Source organism: Anaeromyxobacter dehalogenans 2CP-C (assembly GCF_000013385.1).
GTDB lineage: Bacteria > Myxococcota > Myxococcia > Myxococcales > Anaeromyxobacteraceae > Anaeromyxobacter > Anaeromyxobacter dehalogenans_B.
Map to the genome: position 1 here is coordinate 2,335,725 of NC_007760.1, position 15,225 is coordinate 2,350,949.

The window sequence follows — 15,225 nt, forward strand, 5'->3', positions numbered from 1 at the left end:
TTCCTTCCGCGCGCTGCGGACGACGCGTCCCCGACCGCCGGCGCCCGTCGCGCCGCGGCCGTCCCGCCGTCCGCTGTGGTCGAGCCCCCGACGGGGCTGGACCGTGCACGATACACGACCCGGATGGTTGCGTCGATCCGCCACGTTGCGTGCGGGCGGCGGGCCGCGCGTCACCGCCGGAACGCGAACAGGAGCGCCCCCACCACGCCGGCGAGGCCGGTGGCGAGGTACAGCACGCCCGCGGCGAGCGCCTTCCCGCCGGTGAGCAGCCCGCCGCTGGTGGGCATGCGGCGGCGCAAGAACCCGTCGCGCACGCCGATCCAGGCGCAGACCAGGCCGGAGACGAGCAGCACCGCGGCGACGATCCAGTGGAGCGGCTTCGAGGGGTCGAGGAAGGCTTCCAAGGGGCGGGGATTCTACGGTCCCAGCCCGCGGGCGTCACCCGCGGAAGCGCGCCCGGCCTTGACCCCGTCGGGGTCTAGATCGGATCCGGCCCCCGGGCGTTCCTACCGCCGAACCCGCACCGGAGGTCGCACCATGTTCCGCACCCTGGCCCTCGCAGCCGCCCTCGCCCTCGCGCCCGCCGCCCCGCGCGCCCAGCCCGTCCCGGCCGCGCCGCCGCCGGCATCCACCCCATCGCCGCGCGTCATCGCCGTCTCCGGCGAGGGGCACGTCTCGGTGCGCCCGGACGTCGCGGTGCTGTTCGCCGGCGTGACCGCCACCGGGAAGGACCTGAAGCGCGTCACCGCCGACACCGACGCCCAGCTCCGCCGCGTCCTCGACGCCCTGGCCCGCGCCGGCGTCGCCGGGAAGGACGTCCAGACCGTGCGCCACGACGTCTCGGTGGACCGCGACTGGAACGTGAAGGGCGGCGGCCCCGGGCCCATCACCGGCTACACCGTGACGGACGAGCTGCGCGTGAAGGTCCGCGACCTCGACAGCCTCGGCACGGTCATCGAGCGCGTGCTCGCGGCCGGCTCCAACACGCTGCGGTCGCTCGCGTTCGAGAAGGAGGACCCCACGCCGGAGCAGGGCCGCGCCCTCGCCGCCGCCTACGCGGTCGCGAGGTTCAAGGCGGAGGCGATCGCCCGCGCCGCCGGCGTGACGCTCGGCGAGGTGCTGACCGTCTCCGAGGGCGGCGAGGTCCGCCCGTTCCCGGTCATGCGCGACGCGCGCGTGATGGCGATGAAGGCCGAGGCCGCGCCGGTGGCCGCGGGCGAGGTCGAGGTGGCCGCCACGGTGAGCGTCACCTTCGCCATCCGCTGAGCCGCGCCGGCCGCCCGCCCGTCTCCGGGCCGCGCCGCGTGGCGCGCCGGGCGGCGCGCGGGTACCCTACGCGCCACACCCGTCGAGGAGCGCACGCGAATGGCCAAGCCGAAGATCGAGGAGCTGGTGAAGGGAAAGGGCCCGGAGGCGGTCCGGGGCAAGACGGTCGAGGTCCACTACACGGGCTGGCTCCTCGACGGGAAGCAGTTCGACTCGTCGGTGGGCGGCAGCCCGTTCTCCTTCCGGCTCGGCGCCGGCGAGGTGATCGAGGGCTGGGACCGCGGGGTCGCCGGCATGAAGGTCGGCGGCAAGCGCAAGCTGACGCTGCCGCCCGACCTGGCCTACGGCGCGCGCGGCGCGCCGCCGGAGATCCCGCCCAACGCGACGCTCGTGTTCGAGGTCGAGCTGCTCTCGGTTTACTGAGCGTCCGCGCCCGGCCGCCGCCCTCCCGCGCGGGCCCCCGAGAGGAGGCCCCGGCGGCCGTCGCAACCCGCCCCGCCCGCCGTTAGGTGCTCCCCGTCCGCGATCGACCGGAGGGCACCGTGACGACCCCGACCATCGACTTTGCCAGCCTGAGCCTGCAGGACGCGCTCGACCTCGCCATCGGCATCGAGCAGGAGGCGCAGGAGCGGTACGAGGAGTTCACGAAGCTGGTGGGCGGCCGCTACGCCGGCGACGCGTCCGACATGTTCCGCATGATGGCGAGCTACGAGGCCCGGCACCGCACCGAGCTGGCCGAGCGGCGCGCAAAGCTGTTCGGCGCCGCGCCGGCGCACGTCTCCCGGGACGCCACCGAGGACGTCGAGGCGCCGGACGTGACCGCGCCGCGCGTGTTCATGTCGGCGCGCCAGGCGATGGAGGTCGCGCTCGCCTCCGAGGAGAAGGCCTACGACTTCTTCACCGCCGCGCTCGCGCAGGTGCGCGATCCGGACGTGCGCAAGCTCTTCACCGAGCTGCAGGGCGAGGAGCTGAAGCACCAGCGGCTGGTGCGCGAGAAGATGGAGAAGCTGCCGCCCGGACCGGACCTCGAGGAGGAGGACGCGGACGAGCCCGGGTCCGACGCGGGGTAGGCCGGGCCCGCCTCACCCGAGCCAGCTCGGGTTGTGCGTGGTCGCGTCGTAGCCGTCGGTGGTCTTGTACCGCTCGTCCGCGCCGCTCGCGGCGGCGGGGGCGGTGCGGGCGAGCAGCGCGTTCACGTCGGCCTCGGCGAGCGGCCGGAACCCGCGCGCGATCCGCAGCGCCTGCTCCACCCGCTCCAGCGCGTCGCAGCCGGTGATCACGGTCGCGACCGGCAGGCTCAGGGCGTAGCGCAAGCACTCCTCCGCCGAGGCGATGTTCCGCTGCACGATGCGCGCGTCGGCCATGGGCTTCATGCCGAGCGGCGCGATGCCCCGCTCCAGCAGCGCCGGCAGCACGCGCTGCTCGAAGCTGCGGAAGTGGGCGTCGAGCACGTTGAGCGGCAGCTGCACGGTGTCGAAGCGGAACCCGTGGGCCTCGGCGGCCGCCAGCATGGCCAGGTGGACGTCCGGCGACTTGTGGCCGGTGAAGCCGAGGAAGCGCGCCTTGCCGGCCCGGCGCGCCTCCAGCAGCGCCTCGGCGGCGCCTCCCGGCGCGAAGGTCCGGCCCGGGTCGTCGTCGCGGATCACCTCGTGGAGCTGCAGCAGGTCCACATGGTCGGTCTCGAGGCGGCGCAGCGACTCGTCCAGCTGCCGGGCGGCGGCCTCCTTCGTGCGCCCGTCCACCTTCGTCATCAGGAACACGCGGTCGCGGTAGCCGTCGCGGAGCCCCTTGCCCATGCGCCGCTCGCTCTCGCCGTCGTGGTAGTCCCAGCAGTTGTCGAGGAACGTGATCCCGCCGTCCACCGCGGTGCGGAGGATGCGGAGGCTCTCCTGCTCCGACGGCGGCACCGCCAGGTGGAAGCCGCCCAGCCCGACGATCGAGACCGTCTCGCCGGTGCCGCCCAGCGCACGGCGCGGGACCTCGTCCGCGCCCCCTCCCCGTCCGTCGCCCATGCCGGCGCCTCCGCCGCAGCCGACCGCCGGGATCACGGTCGCGGCGAGCGCGGCGCGGAGGAAGTCCCGGCGGGTCAGGGGCGGCATCTCCGCCACAGGATGCGGCCGCCGCGGGCGCGGCGGGAGGGCCCGGCCGCGCGCCCGGGCCGGCTACGCGCGCGAGGAGCGGGGCGCCGGCGGCCCGCCGGCCAGGAACGCCTCCGCCCGCAGCGCCGCCACCACCTCGGCCTCGCCCGGGCCGGCCACGCCGCGCGCGGCGGCCTGCGCGAGCTGGTCCACCACCTCGTTCACGGCGTGCCCGTCGTGCCCGCGCACCCAGGTGTACGTGACGCTCAGGTCGCGGGCGCGCGCGTCGAGCGCCTCGATGAGATCGCGGTTCAGCACCGGCTCGCCGCTGGCGGTGCGCCAGCCCTTCCTGCGCCAGCCGTGGATCCACCGGGAGAGCGCGTCCACCACGTAGCGCGAGTCGGAGATGACCTGGACCGCCTCGCCGCCCGGGAGCCCCTCCAGCGCCTCCAGCACCGCCCGCAGCTCCATGCGGTTGTTGGTGACGGCGTTCGGGCCGTCCTCGACCCAGCGCGTGCCGCCGAACCGGTAGGCCGGGCGGGCGCGGTCGAGCACCACGTAGCCGGTGCCGCCCGGGCCGCCCGGGTTCACGAGCGCCGAGCCGTCGGAGAAGGCGATGAAGCGGGCCTGGGACATGGGGCGCGCACCCTACCCCGCCCCCCTGACGCGGGCCGAGCGCGCCGCCCCGCCCCGCCCGGCGTCGCCAGGCTGCCGCCCGGCCCGCTACCCTGTCCCCGGTGCCACGATGACGATGCGCCGCCTGCTCGCCACCGCCTTCACCTACGCGCTCGCCGCGGCGGTGGTGGCCGTGTCCTTCCCGCTCGCGCTCGTGCTGTTCGTGCTCACCGCGCCGTTCGACCGCCGGCGCATGGCGGTGAGCGAGCTGCTGCGCTGGCTCGGCGAGGTCCTGCTCCGGCACGCGCCGCTCTGGCCGGCGCGCATCGAGGGGTCGCTGCCGCCGCCGCCCGCCACGTTCGTGGTCGTGCCGAACCACCAGTCGCTGGTGGACGCGATCGCGGTCGCGTGCCTGCCCCGCAACATGAAGTGGCTGGGTAAGGTGGAGGCGTTCCGGCTGCCCTGGCTCGGCTGGGCTTTCCACCTCGCCGGCTACGTGCCGGTGAAGCGCGGCGACCGCGCCAGCGGGGCGGTGGCGCTCGCGGCGATGCGGCGCTGGCTGGAGGCGGGCGTGCCGGTGGGCCTGTTCGCGGAGGGGCATCGCACGCGCGACGGCCAGCTCCAGCCGTTCCACGCCGGGCCGTTCCGCCTGGCGGTGGACCTGGGCGTGCCCATCGTGCCGGTGGCGATCTCCGGCGCGTGGCGCGCCATGCCGCCCGACCGCGCCGCCATCCGGCCCGCCACCATCCAGGTGCGGATCCTCCCGCCGGTGCCGACCGCCGGCCGGACGCCCGCCGACGTGGACGCGCTGCGCGAGGAGGTGCGCGGCCGGATCGCGGCGGCGCTGGCGGAGCTGGAGGCCCCCGCCGCGCCGCCCGGTCCCGCGGCGGCTAGGCCTTCTCCAGGATCGCGGTGAGCAGGCGCCAGAACGCCGCCACCGACGCGATCGAGACGCGCTCGTCGGGCGTGTGCGCGTCCCACATGCTGGGGCCGATGGAGGCCATCTCCATGCCCGGGTACTTCTCGCCGATGAGGCCGCACTCCAGGCCGGCGTGGATGGCCTTCACCAGCATCGGCTTCCCGAACAGCTCCTCGTGGACGCCGTTCACCAGCTTCACCATCCCGGACCCCGGCTCCGGCTTCCAGCCCGGGTAGCCGCCGGAGTGCCGCGCCTCGAACCCGGCCAGCGCCGCGATGGCGGCGATGCGGGCCGCGAGCGCGCGCTTGGACGCGTCGATGGCGCTGCGGGTCAGGAAGCAGACCTCGGCGCGCGCCGTGGCCGCGTCCGCGTCCACGATCGCGAGGTTGGTGGAGGTCTGCACCAGCCCCGGGATGTCCGGGCTCATCGCCTCCACGCCGTGCGGCCCGGCCACCAGCAGCCCGATCACCGCGCGCGCGTCGGCGGCGGCGATCACCCGCGCCGCCGCGCCGGGCTCGAGCGCGATCGCGAGGCCGGGGTCGAACGCGCCCAGCGCCGCCTTCCAGTCGCGCTCCAGCGCCGCCGCGTCCGCGCGGAGCGCCGCCTCGCGGGCCGGCTCGACCAGCACCACCGCCGAGGCCTCGCGCGGGATGGCGTTCCGCTTGTTGCCGCCCTTCAGCGCCGCGACCCGCAGGTCGTGCCGCGCGGCGAGCGCCTCGAGCACCTGGCCCAGCAGCCGGACCGCGCTCCCGCGGCCGGCCGCGATGTCCACGCCGGAGTGGCCGCCCTTCAGGCCCATCACCCGCAGCCGCAGCGCGGTCCGGCCGGCCGGCGCCGGCTCGGTGGCGAGCGCGCGCGAGGCGACGGTGTCCACGCCGCCGGCGCAGCCGATGGTCAGCTCGCCCTCCTCCTCGCTGTCGAGGTTGAGCAAGCGCGGCGCGCGCAGCCAGCCGGGCTTCAGGTTGTTCGCGCCGGTGAGCCCGGTCTCCTCGTCCACCGTGAACAGCGCCTCGATGGCCGGGTGGGCGAGGTCGCGCGCGGCGAGCACCGCCAGCGCGGCCGCCACGCCCACGCCGTTGTCGGCGCCGAGCGTGGTGCCGCGCGCGCGCAGCACCTCGCCGTCGCGCCACACCTGGATCGGATCCTTCTCGAAGTCGTGCGGCGTGCCCTCGTTCTTCTCGCACACCATGTCGAGGTGGCCCTGCAGCGCCAGGGCGGGCCGGCCCTCGCGGCCGGGCGAGGCGGCCTTGCGCACCAGCACGTTGCCGATCGCGTCGCGCTCCACCTCGCAGCCGAGCCGCCTCGCCTCCCCCTCGACCCAGGCGGCGGCCGCCGCCTCGTTCTTCGAGCTGCGCGGGATGCGCGAGAGGTCGAGGAAGTAGCTCCAGAGGGCCCTGGGCTCGAGGGTTCCGAGATCGGCGGACATGCGTGCTCCCGTGGCGAAGGTTCGCGGATGCGGTCCCCGCACCGTGCGGGCGGGCTCCGTGCGCGCGCAGCCTAGCAGGAAGCCGGCGCGGCGGAACGCCCGCGCGCGGCCGCCGGGGCTCGCGTCACGGACGGCCGGCCCGCGTCTCCCTGCGGCGGGCGTCCGCCCGATGCGCTATACCGACGCCCCTCACCTCCCGGAGCGCTCCCCTCCATGCGGATCTGCATCTTCTGCGGCTCTTCCAGCGGCGTCCGGCCCGAGTACGCGGCGGCCGCCCGCGACACCGGCGCCCTGCTCGCCCGGCGCGGCATCGGCATGGTGTTCGGCGGCGGGCGGGTGGGCCTCATGGGCCTCGCCGCCGACGCCGCGCTCGCCGGCGGCGGCGAGGTGGTGGGCGTCATCCCGCGCACGCTGGTCGAGCGCGAGGTGGCCCACCAGCGCCTCACCGCGCAGCACGTGGTCGAGACCATGCACGAGCGCAAGGCGCTCATGGCGAAGCTGACCGACGCGTTCGTGGCGCTGCCGGGCGGGGCCGGCACGTACGAGGAGCTGTTCGAGATCTGGACCTGGGCGCAGCTCGGCATCCACCGCAAGCCGCTCGGCGTGCTGGACGTGGCCGGCTACTTCGCGCCGCTGCTCGCGATGGCCGACCACGCGGTGAAGGAGGGCTTCATGCGGCCCGAGTACCGCGCCATGCTGCAGGTCGCGGCGGAGCCCGCGGAGCTCCTCGACAAGCTCGCCGCGTACCGCCCGCCCGAGCACAAGTGGGCGCCGGCCCGCGACGTGAAGCCCTAGACACGCGCCCGGCGCCGCAGCCGCCACGCGGCCGGGGCGCCGCCGCGCGCCCACGCGGCGCGCGAGGCGGGCAGCATCTCGTCGCCGGCGGTCGCGCCCGCCGTGGCGCGCATCACCCAGCCCTCGCGCACGTCGGCGCGCAGCTGCGCGGCCATGGAGCGCGCGCTCGCCACGCGCCACCACCCCAGCCCGGCCGCGAGCACCCAGAGCGCCGCCGTGGCGGGCGCGGCCGCGTGCGCGCCCGCCCGGCCGGCGGCCGCCGCGAGCAGCCCGAGCGTCAGGATCGCGAGCGCCCAGGGGAAGCGCGCCACCCGCGCCGCGAACGCCGCGATCTCGTCCTTCTCCTCCGGGGTCAGGGCGCGCTTCACCCAGCCGCCGACCTGCAGCGCCTCCGGCACCTCCGAGACCGGCAGCGCCCAGGTGACCGGATCCGCCGGGACGGCCGCGGCCTCGCCCACCGCCACGCGCCGCGCCCGGCCCCGCGCGGCGGCGGGCAGCACCCGGCCGCTCCGCGGCAGCACCTCGAGCGCGCCGGCCCCGTCGCCGAAGCGCACCGCGACGCCCTCGTCGAGATCGCGGGCCAGCGTCCGCCAGGCGCGGAGGCCGTCGCGCACCAGCAGCACGGTGGCGGGCACGCCGAGCAGCAGCACCAGCCCCATCCACCCGGTGCCGGCGGCGTAGGCCATGCGCTCGCCGAGGCGCACCACGTGGCGCGCGAACCACGGCGCGAGCGGGACGGTCGCGAGCGCGAGCGGCCCCGCCAGCGCGGCCAGCCCGGCGCGGACCGCCAGCCGGCGCCGCAGCGCGGCCGCCCAGGCCCGCTCGCCGGGCGTGAGCGGGCGCGCGCCCGACTCCGGCCGTCCCTCGCAGTAGCGCACGCGGGGACTGTACCAGCGGCGGCGCGCGGCGGGGGCGCCGTCACGAGCCGCCGGCGCCGCGCTCGTCGCGCCCGTAGGCCCGCGCGGGATCGACGTGGAGCCGCCGCAGCGTCTCTCGGTCCGGCGCGCCGGTGGCGGCGAGCCCCTGCGCCTCCTGGAAGCGGCGGAGCGCGGCGCTGGTGGCGCGGTCGAGCTCGCCGCGGCGGTGCGCGCCGAGGTAGCCGCGATCGCGCAGCGCGTCCTGGATCTCGCCCACCGCGCCCGGGGCGAGCAGCGCCTCGGGCGAGGCCGGCACGCGCGGGCGCTCGCCGCGCGGGGGGACGCCGCGCTCCTCCCGGCGGTCCGGCGCCTCGGGCGCGCCGGTGGGCGGCGGGCGCACCGGCTCCTGCTTGCCCCGGGCGGCGCAGCCGAGCGCCGCCGCCAGCGCGACCGCGCGCCATGGCCTCACCGCTTCTCTCCCTTCCGCGGCTGCGCCCGAGGCGGCCCGTGCCCCGGCGACAGCGCCCGCCGCGCCTGCTCCAGCGTGCCCTGCTTCTCCTTCGCCTTCGGCGGCGGCAGGCCCGAGAGGCCGCCGGCGAGCCCGCGGACGAACGCGTTCCGCAGCACGCCCAGGATCGTCGGCACCGCCTGCACCTGCGGGCCCTTCACGCTCCCCTCGATCGGGATGGTGGTCGCGACGACCTCCTTCCCGCCGCGCTCGTCCGAGAACAGGTGCAGCGACGCGTCGGCGAGCATCGCCTTGAGGCGCGTGCCCAGGCCGGACGCGCCCGCCTTCAGCGCCGCGTCCTTCACCAGGGGGCGCACGCCGCCGGAGAGCCGCCCGTCCTCGGCGCGGAACGACACGTACAGGTCGAGCGTCCCCTTCTCCGGCACGAGATCGGTCTTCGCGTCGAGCAGCTCGCCCAGCTCCGCGAGCCGCAGCCCGGTGACCGTGCCCTGCCCGGCGAAGGTGAGCTGCTTCGCGAGCGGGTCCGCGGTCGCGAACACCGACACCGTGCCGGAGCGCTGCAGCGTGGCGCGCGCGGCGAGCACGGTGGGCTCCCGGCGCGCCAGCGCGGCGCGGGTGGCGAAGTTCTCGAGCGTGGCCTCGATGCCGTGGAACCAGAGCCGCGGCTTCTCCGGCTCGCGGCCGTCCACCCAGAGCAGCTCGCCGTCCTTCACCTCGGCCCGGTCGATCCGGAACGGCGCCAGCGCCTCCAGGCCGCGCCCGGCCTCCGGCGCCTCCTTCGCCGCCTGCGTCCCCTCGCGCGCCTTCCCCACCAGCAGGTTCATCTTGGGCCGGCGCAGCTCGACGCCCGCCACCAGGTGCCCGTGCAGCAGCTCCTTCGCGTAGACGCCCAGCTCGGCGCGCTCGACCTCGAGGTACGGGAGCGCCTCGCCGCCCGCGCCCACCTTCTCGATGCGGAGGTGGTGGATGACGTAGGACAGCGAGAGCAGCCGGATCTCGACGTCGGAGAAGGTCCCGCGCATGCCCTCCAGGCCGGCCAGCACCTTGCGCGTGCGCCAGGTGGCGATCGGGTCGAGCGCCAGCCGGACCGCGATCCCGAGGACGAGCAGGATCCCGAGCGCGACGGCGAGGCGTCTGGCGTTGCGGCGCCGCATGGCCTCCCTCGAGCATGGCCCCGGGGACGCGTCCCGGCACGCGCGGCGGCCGCCCGGAGGGCGCCCTAGCCGGCGGCCACGGCGCGGAGCCCCTGCTCCAGGTCGGCGACGAGGTCGTCGGGGTCCTCCAGGCCCGCCGACACGCGCAGGAGCGCCGCGGGCGCCTCGGGGTCCACCTTGCGCCGCCACTCGACCAGCGACTCGACGCCGCCGAGCGAGGTCGCGTCGCGGAACAGCCTTAGCTTGCCGGGGAGCGCCCGCGCCTCGGCCTCGCTGCCGAGCTCGAACGCGAGCATGGGGCCGGGCCCGCGCATCTGGCGGGCGGCGAGCTCCCGGCCCGGGAAGTCGGGCCGCGAGGGGTGCCACACGCGCGCCACCCGCGGCGCCAAGAACTCGGCCAGGCGCGTGGCGGTCGCGGTCTGCGCGCGGACGCGGACGCCCAGCGTGCGCACGCCGCGCAGCACGAGCCACGTCTCGAGCGCGCCCAGGACCGCGCCGCCCACCGTGCGCGCGCGGCGGAGCGCGTCGCCCAGCGCCGGATCGCGCGCCACCAGGACGCCGCCGAGCGCGTCGGAGTGGCCGGAGAGGAACTTGGTGAGCGAGTGCATCACCAGGTCGGCGCCGAGCGCGAGCGGCTGCTGCAGCGCCGGCGTCGCGAACGTCCCGTCCACCACCAGCAGCGCGCCCGCCGCGTGGGCGCGCGCGGCGTGCGCGGCGACGTCCTGCACCTCGCAGGTGGGGTTGCGGGGGGTCTCCAGCCAGACGAGGTCGCCCTTGCCCACCGGCGCGTCGAGCGGGACCTTCTCCACCCCGAGCCGCGCCAGCGCGTCGATGGCGGCGTGCGTCCCGTGGTAGCCGCCGCGCGCGAGGGCCACCCGGCGCGGCTGCAGGTGCAGCAGGGCCGCCGTGACCGCGGCGAGGCCCGAGGCGTACACCACCGCGGCGCCGCCGCCCTCGAGCGCGCCCAGCACCGCCTCCAGGCGGCGGCGCGTCGGCTGGTCGTCGCGCGAGTAGACGAGGCGCTCCGGGTTGTCCGCGTCGAACGTGGTGGAGAGGTGGATGGGCGGGGCGACGTCGGCGGACGCCTCCAGGCCGGCGTCGGCGTGCAGGGCGAGGGTCTCGGGGCGGAGCGGATCGGCCATGCGGCGCATCCTCGTCCCGGGCGGCCCCGGCGGCAAGCTGCCGCACGCGGTCGCCCCCTTGCCCCCGCCCGGTCACCCCCGCGTCGCGCTCCGGTTTCGAGCGCCGGCGCGCGGGCGCGGCTAGGATGCTGGCCATGACCAAGAAGCGCGTCGGCATCCTCACCGGCGGCGGCGACGTCCCCGGCCTGAACAGCGTGATCAAGAGCGTCGTGTACCGCGGCGCCGAGCACGACATCGAGGTCGTGGGCATCCGGCGCGGGTGGGAGGGGCTCACCCACCTCGACCTCACCGACTCCGCCAGCAAGGCGCGCTACGTCTGGCCCCTCGACCGCGAGAACACCCGCACCATCGACCGGACCGGCGGCACCATCCTCCACTCCTCGCGGACGAACCCCGCGAAGATGAAGAAGCTGCCGCCGCACCTGCAGGGGACGTCGTTCCCGACCGCGACCAGCACCAAGGGCGGGACGGCCACCACCACCTACGACGTCTCGAAGCAGGTGCTCGCGAACCTCGAGGCGCTCGGGCTCGACTACCTGCTCGCCATCGGCGGCGACGACACGCTGTCCTACGCCGCCCGGCTCCACGACCTCGGGTTCAAGGTCATCGCGATCCCGAAGACCATGGACAACGACGTCCGGAACACCGAGTACTGCATCGGGTTCTCGACCGCGATCACCCGCGCCATGGACGCGATCGAGCGCCAGCGCACCACCGTCGGCTCGCACGAGCGCATCGGCGTGTTCCGGGTGTTCGGCCGCGACGCGGGCTTCACCTCGCTCTACACCGCCTACGTCACCTCCATCCGCTGCCTCATCCCCGAGCACAAGCCGAAGATCGAGCACGTGGTGGACCTGCTCGTCACCGACAAGCGCGAGAACCCCTCCGGCTACGCGCTCATCGTGCTCTCCGAGGGCGCGCAGTGGGAGGGCTACGCGGTGCAGGAGTACGGCGACGCGGACGCGTTCGGCCACCGCAAGAAGGCCAGCGTGGGCGAGTCGCTCTCCGACGAGATCAAGCGGCGGACGGGCGAGGAGACGATCGTCTCCGACCTGACCTACGACCTGCGCTCCGGCGATCCCGACTTCATCGACAAGCTCATCGCGTACACCTTCGGCACCATGGCGTTCGACGCGGTGCTGGAGGGGAAGAGCGGCCTCATGTCGGCGCTGGTGGACGGGCGCTACGACCTCGTGCCCATCCCCGACCCGAAGCTCGGGCCCCGCAAGGTGGACGTGGCGAGCATGTACAACACCGACCGCCTGCGGCCGATCTACGCGAACAAGCGCGGCCTGCCGGTGTTCCTCAACAAGATCTGACCGGCCGCGGCGCCCGCCCCTGCGCGCCCGGGGCGGGCCGGCGCTCCCGCTGGCCTACAGCTCGTAGAGCGACGTCCCGAGCCGCTTGTAGCCGCGCTCGCGGGCGAGCGCGTCGAGCTGGAGCGTGGTCCAGTCCGCGAGCAGCAGGTCCGGCCCGCCCTCGCGGGCCACGGTCTTGAGGTAGCCGTTGCAGCCCTGGCAGACGTCGAGGCGCAGCCCGTCCTCGCCCTCCACCTCGAAGACGTCGATCTTCTCGGGGGCGGCGTTGCCGCAGTACGGGCAGCCGATGCGGCGGAACTTCCAGCGCGTCCCGCAGCACCCGCAGGCGAGGCGGCGCTCGCGGCCCGCGGCCGCGGGGACGAGCTGCGCCACCACCGGGCGCGCGGCGCAGGTGGGGCAGTGCGCGTGCATCCACCCGTCCTCGTCGCGCCAGGCCTGGAACGCCGCGACCGTGGGCGCGAGCACCCGCCGCAGCGCGCTCCAGCCCAGGTAGCGCAGCAGGCCCGGCTGCGCCGGCGCCTGGGCGTGCTCGCCGTCGAGCACCCACGCGACCGCCCCGCGCAGGTCGGCAGGCCGCCCGGCGAGGCGGTCCTTCAGCTCGCGCACGCCGGCCGCGACCGCGTCGGGCAACGGCGCGGCGTCGAGCGCGGCGATGACCTGCTCGAGCGCGGCGGCGCCCTGCGCCGCGACGTCGGGGCGCCCTTGCTCGGCGCGCAGGAGCGCGATCCCGCGCCCGTACTCGGCGCGGTAGGCCTCCCACTGCTCCGGCGCGGGCGGGGGGGCGGCCTCGGCGCGCGCCGCGGCGTCCTCGACCCTCGCCTGGACGTCGGCGATCCGTGAGAGGTAGGGGTGGGTGCGCAGCCAGTCGTGGAGTTCCGTTTCCATGGACCTACCCTTGTAGCGAAAAGAGAAGCTCCCGGCACCGGGATCCGGTCGCCGGGAGCTTCGGGGTCGCGTACGCGCGGGCGCGTTACGCGCTGGCCTGCTCCGCCTTCGGCTCGTTCGCTGCCTCGGCGGGCTCCTCCTTGGGCAGCACCGGCATGTGCCGGACCGCGAGCCCGAAGAGGAAGATGGTCGCCGCGATGAGGCCGAGCGAGACGCCCCACTCGACCGAGCTCGGGAGGTACGCCTGCGCCGAGTCCTGCGGCATGGCGCCCTTGAGGTTCATCGCGAACACCACCACGCTCATGCGGTTCAGCACGATGCCGCCGGTGGCGAGCGCCGACGCCACGCCCAGGATCGCCGGACGCTCACGGAGCTTCGCCGCGCCGAGGAGCACGAGCGGCAGGAGGCCGCCCAGCACCACCTCGGCCAGGAACAGGCCGGCCTTCGGGCCGGTGAGCGCGTGCCCGAGCTGGCCGCGGACGGCCAGGTCGCCGAGGCGGAACGCCTCGTACACCGCGAGGGCCCAGAACGCCACCTTGCCGAGCGCGGCGAGCTGCGCCACGCGGACCTGCCGCTTGAACGCCTTCGCGATCCACAGCTCCACCAGCACCATCAGGCCCAGGCCGGCCGCGATGGACGAGAGGAAGAAGTAGACCGGCATCACCGGCGACCACCAGGCGTGGTCGAGCTTGTCGGGCATGAGCAGGAACAGCGAGCCCAGCGAGCTCTGGTGCATGGTGGACAGCGTCACCGCCGCGATGGCGAGCAGGATGGGCACCGGCTTCTCGCCCGGGCGCGTGCGGAACGCGTACGCCAGGACCGAGAACACCGCCGCCGCCGCCGCCGCGATCACGACGTTGCGGGACATCAGGTAGACGAACAGCGTCACCGCGCCCACCACGTACCAGGGCGACCAGCGCTTCCAGGCCTCCATCGCCTTCTTCATGCCCCAGCGCTCGAACGGCACCGGCATGAACTCGAACGCGAGGACCGTCACGTACAGGCCGACGCACCAGGAGACCTCGAACATGGCCGAGTGGTGCGGGGCCTCGGTGCCGAGACGCCAGAAGTGCCACGGCAGGCCGAGGTCGGCGAGCAGCGTCACCGTGACGAACGAGTAGGACAGGAGGCCCATCAGCACGGCGGACCGTCCGATGGAGTACAGGTCCTTGCGCTGGAGCACGTAGATGAGGCCCGCCGTGGCGAACGCGCCGGCCGCGACCGCGATCCAGACCAGGTCGAAGACGATCCAGAGGCCCCAGGCGTAGGTGTCGCTGAGGTTGGTGGAGCCGCCCAGGCCGAGGGCGAACCGGGCCACGAAGGAGATCGCGCCCCAGGCCATCACCGCCGCGAGCAGCTTGTTCGCGGTGGTCCAGAACGGCTGCTTCACCGGGGCGAACTCGGGGTGGTGCTCGTGCGCCTTCCTCTCCTTCGCCTTCACCTCCTGCCTGCGCTTCGACAGCGCGTACACGCCGCCGAGCGCCGCGCCCACCCCGATGACCGCGGGCGGGACCGCGCCGAGCGCCACCGCGCTGCGGCGCGGGAGCGGATCGGTGCCGAGGTCCGTCGGGAAGCCGAGCTTCTCGAACGGGACCGGCGACAGGTACAGCATGTTCGTCCCGCCCACCTCGTGCTCGCCGTAGACGTGGTCCACGTACTTGGCCGGGCTGGCCGCGATGCGCGCGTGCGCCTCCTTCAGCAGCTCGTCCCGGTCGCCGTACTTCAGCGCGCCGGCCGGGCACTGCTTGACGCACGCCGGGATGGCGTACGCCGCGGCGAGGTGGGCGCGCTCCTCCGCGGTGAGCGCGACGCCGTTGCGCTCGTCGGGCACGGCCGCCGTCTGGCGGCCCACGCACATGTCGCACTTCTGGATCTTCGGCGCGAGCGAGTCCCACTCCGCGGTGGGCACGCCGAACGGGCAGGCCCACATGCAGTAGCGGCAGCCGATGCACTTCGAGGCGTCGTAGGCGACGGCGCCCGACTCGGTCTTGTGCAGCGCCGTCACCGGGCAGGCCGCCGCGCAGGCCGGCTCCTCGCAGTGCATGCACTGGCGCTTGGTGGACACGTACCGGAGCCCGCCCGGCGCGTTCGCGTCCTCCACCTCGTCGAAGGTGACCACCGCGAACGTGCTGGAGGTCAGCGTGTTGGGGTTCTGGAGCCCCTTGTCACCGCCGAGCAGCACCGTCTGCTCGGCGGGGAGGTCGTTCCACTGCTTGCAGGTGCTCTGGCACGAGCGGCAACCGATGCAGTACGTCGTGTCGATCAACGTGGCCTTGCTCATCGTCGTCTCCTTTCAGCGC

General features: G+C 75.5%; 16 protein-coding genes. 6 read left to right on the forward strand and 10 right to left on the reverse strand.

Annotated elements, in window-relative coordinates; all coding sequences use genetic code 11:
* Nucleotides 1–170: 170 nt before the first annotated feature.
* On the reverse strand, nt 171–404 hold the full coding sequence (locus ADEH_RS10755; RefSeq protein WP_011421124.1) for a hypothetical protein: 234 nt from the start codon (nt 402–404) through the stop codon (nt 171–173).
* 133 nt (nt 405–537) lie between these two features.
* Here ADEH_RS10755 and ADEH_RS10760 point away from each other — a divergent pair, with 133 nt between their 5' ends.
* The 3 genes from ADEH_RS10760 to ADEH_RS10770 all read left to right on the forward strand — a co-directional run bounded on the left by ADEH_RS10760 (nt 538) and on the right by ADEH_RS10770 (nt 2,336).
* Complete coding sequence (locus ADEH_RS10760; RefSeq protein ID WP_011421125.1) at nt 538–1,266, forward strand: SIMPL domain-containing protein; 729 nt, start codon at nt 538–540, stop codon at nt 1,264–1,266.
* A gap of 99 nt (nt 1,267–1,365) precedes the next feature.
* On the forward strand, nt 1,366–1,689 hold the full coding sequence (locus tag ADEH_RS10765) for an FKBP-type peptidyl-prolyl cis-trans isomerase (RefSeq protein ID WP_011421126.1): 324 nt from the start codon (nt 1,366–1,368) through the stop codon (nt 1,687–1,689).
* 119 nt (nt 1,690–1,808) lie between these two features.
* Nucleotides 1,809–2,336: a ferritin-like domain-containing protein gene (locus ADEH_RS10770; protein ID WP_011421127.1), complete on the forward strand. Its 528-nt coding sequence runs from the start codon at nt 1,809–1,811 to the stop codon at nt 2,334–2,336.
* A gap of 12 nt (nt 2,337–2,348) precedes the next feature.
* On the opposite strand, the gene ADEH_RS10775 is transcribed toward ADEH_RS10770, so the two are convergent.
* Both ADEH_RS10775 and ADEH_RS10780 read right to left on the reverse strand, forming a co-directional pair.
* Nucleotides 2,349–3,365 carry an aldo/keto reductase gene (locus ADEH_RS10775; RefSeq protein WP_011421128.1) on the reverse strand — a complete coding sequence of 339 codons (1,017 nt, stop codon included), beginning with the start codon at nt 3,363–3,365 and terminating at the stop codon, nt 2,349–2,351.
* A gap of 63 nt (nt 3,366–3,428) precedes the next feature.
* Entirely contained in the window at nt 3,429–3,980 is a 552-nt protein-coding gene (locus ADEH_RS10780) for a ribonuclease H family protein (RefSeq protein WP_011421129.1), read from the reverse strand.
* Nucleotides 3,981–4,095: 115 nt separating this feature from the next.
* On the opposite strand from ADEH_RS10780, the gene ADEH_RS10785 reads away from it, so the two are divergent.
* The gene (locus ADEH_RS10785) at nt 4,096–4,875 is read left to right on the forward strand and encodes a lysophospholipid acyltransferase family protein (RefSeq protein ID WP_011421130.1); all 780 of its coding nucleotides are present in this window, start codon (nt 4,096–4,098) and stop codon (nt 4,873–4,875) included.
* On the opposite strand, the gene pepD is transcribed toward ADEH_RS10785, so the two are convergent.
* Nucleotides 4,850–6,304, reverse strand: coding sequence for a beta-Ala-His dipeptidase (pepD, locus tag ADEH_RS10790; RefSeq protein ID WP_011421131.1), 1,455 nt, complete (start codon nt 6,302–6,304; stop codon nt 4,850–4,852). The genes ADEH_RS10785 and pepD overlap by 26 nt on opposite strands.
* 213 nt (nt 6,305–6,517) lie before the next feature.
* On the opposite strand from pepD, the gene ADEH_RS10795 reads away from it, so the two are divergent.
* The gene (locus tag ADEH_RS10795) at nt 6,518–7,099 is read left to right on the forward strand and encodes a TIGR00730 family Rossman fold protein (RefSeq protein WP_011421132.1); all 582 of its coding nucleotides are present in this window, start codon (nt 6,518–6,520) and stop codon (nt 7,097–7,099) included.
* Here ADEH_RS10795 and ADEH_RS10800 read toward each other — a convergent pair.
* The 4 genes from ADEH_RS10800 to ADEH_RS10815 all read right to left on the reverse strand — a co-directional run bounded on the left by ADEH_RS10800 (nt 7,096) and on the right by ADEH_RS10815 (nt 10,721).
* On the reverse strand, nt 7,096–7,977 hold the full coding sequence (locus ADEH_RS10800; protein WP_011421133.1) for a hypothetical protein: 882 nt from the start codon (nt 7,975–7,977) through the stop codon (nt 7,096–7,098). The genes ADEH_RS10795 and ADEH_RS10800 overlap by 4 nt on opposite strands.
* A 40-nt stretch (nt 7,978–8,017) precedes the next feature.
* Nucleotides 8,018–8,425, reverse strand: a complete 408-nt coding sequence (locus tag ADEH_RS10805) for a peptidoglycan-binding domain-containing protein (RefSeq protein ID WP_011421134.1) — start codon at nt 8,423–8,425, stop codon at nt 8,018–8,020.
* A complete protein-coding gene (locus tag ADEH_RS10810) occupies nt 8,422–9,579 on the reverse strand; it encodes a DUF748 domain-containing protein (protein ID WP_011421135.1) in 1,158 nt (385 codons plus the stop codon). Before ADEH_RS10810 ends, ADEH_RS10805 begins: the two co-directional genes overlap by 4 nt.
* Before the next feature lie 65 nt (nt 9,580–9,644).
* The gene (locus ADEH_RS10815; protein WP_041453489.1) at nt 9,645–10,721 is read right to left on the reverse strand and encodes a trans-sulfuration enzyme family protein; all 1,077 of its coding nucleotides are present in this window, start codon (nt 10,719–10,721) and stop codon (nt 9,645–9,647) included.
* A 134-nt stretch (nt 10,722–10,855) separates the two neighbouring features.
* On the opposite strand from ADEH_RS10815, the gene ADEH_RS10820 reads away from it, so the two are divergent.
* Nucleotides 10,856–12,040: a 6-phosphofructokinase gene (locus ADEH_RS10820; RefSeq protein ID WP_011421137.1), complete on the forward strand. Its 1,185-nt coding sequence runs from the start codon at nt 10,856–10,858 to the stop codon at nt 12,038–12,040.
* 54 nt (nt 12,041–12,094) lie between these two features.
* Here the strand turns inward: ADEH_RS10820 and ADEH_RS10825 are convergent, their stop codons facing one another.
* Nucleotides 12,095–12,925, reverse strand: coding sequence for a formate dehydrogenase accessory protein FdhE (locus ADEH_RS10825; RefSeq protein ID WP_011421138.1), 831 nt, complete (start codon nt 12,923–12,925; stop codon nt 12,095–12,097).
* A gap of 85 nt (nt 12,926–13,010) precedes the next feature.
* Nucleotides 13,011–15,206 carry a 4Fe-4S dicluster domain-containing protein gene (locus ADEH_RS10830; RefSeq protein WP_011421139.1) on the reverse strand — a complete coding sequence of 732 codons (2,196 nt, stop codon included), beginning with the start codon at nt 15,204–15,206 and terminating at the stop codon, nt 13,011–13,013.
* Nucleotides 15,207–15,225 lie beyond the last annotated feature (19 nt).

What these genes read in the sequence shown, in the direction of transcription:
- ADEH_RS10760 (WP_011421125.1), top strand. Translation starts at nt 538, where the DNA reads ATGTTCCGCACCCTGGCCCTCGCAGCCGCCCTCGCCCTCGCGCCCGCC.
- ADEH_RS10765 (WP_011421126.1), top strand. Translation starts at nt 1,366, where the DNA reads ATGGCCAAGCCGAAGATCGAGGAGCTGGTGAAGGGAAAGGGCCCGGAG.
- ADEH_RS10775 (WP_011421128.1), bottom strand. Translation starts at nt 3,365, where the DNA reads ATGCCGCCCCTGACCCGCCGGGACTTCCTCCGCGCCGCGCTCGCCGCG.
- ADEH_RS10780 (WP_011421129.1), bottom strand. Translation starts at nt 3,980, where the DNA reads ATGTCCCAGGCCCGCTTCATCGCCTTCTCCGACGGCTCGGCGCTCGTG.
- ADEH_RS10785 (WP_011421130.1), top strand. Translation starts at nt 4,096, where the DNA reads ATGCGCCGCCTGCTCGCCACCGCCTTCACCTACGCGCTCGCCGCGGCG.
- pepD (WP_011421131.1), bottom strand. Translation starts at nt 6,304, where the DNA reads ATGTCCGCCGATCTCGGAACCCTCGAGCCCAGGGCCCTCTGGAGCTAC.
- ADEH_RS10795 (WP_011421132.1), top strand. Translation starts at nt 6,518, where the DNA reads ATGCGGATCTGCATCTTCTGCGGCTCTTCCAGCGGCGTCCGGCCCGAG.
- ADEH_RS10810 (WP_011421135.1), bottom strand. Translation starts at nt 9,579, where the DNA reads ATGCGGCGCCGCAACGCCAGACGCCTCGCCGTCGCGCTCGGGATCCTG.
- ADEH_RS10815 (WP_041453489.1), bottom strand. Translation starts at nt 10,721, where the DNA reads ATGGCCGATCCGCTCCGCCCCGAGACCCTCGCCCTGCACGCCGACGCC.
- ADEH_RS10820 (WP_011421137.1), top strand. Translation starts at nt 10,856, where the DNA reads ATGACCAAGAAGCGCGTCGGCATCCTCACCGGCGGCGGCGACGTCCCC.
- ADEH_RS10825 (WP_011421138.1), bottom strand. Translation starts at nt 12,925, where the DNA reads ATGGAAACGGAACTCCACGACTGGCTGCGCACCCACCCCTACCTCTCA.
- ADEH_RS10830 (WP_011421139.1), bottom strand. Translation starts at nt 15,206, where the DNA reads ATGAGCAAGGCCACGTTGATCGACACGACGTACTGCATCGGTTGCCGC.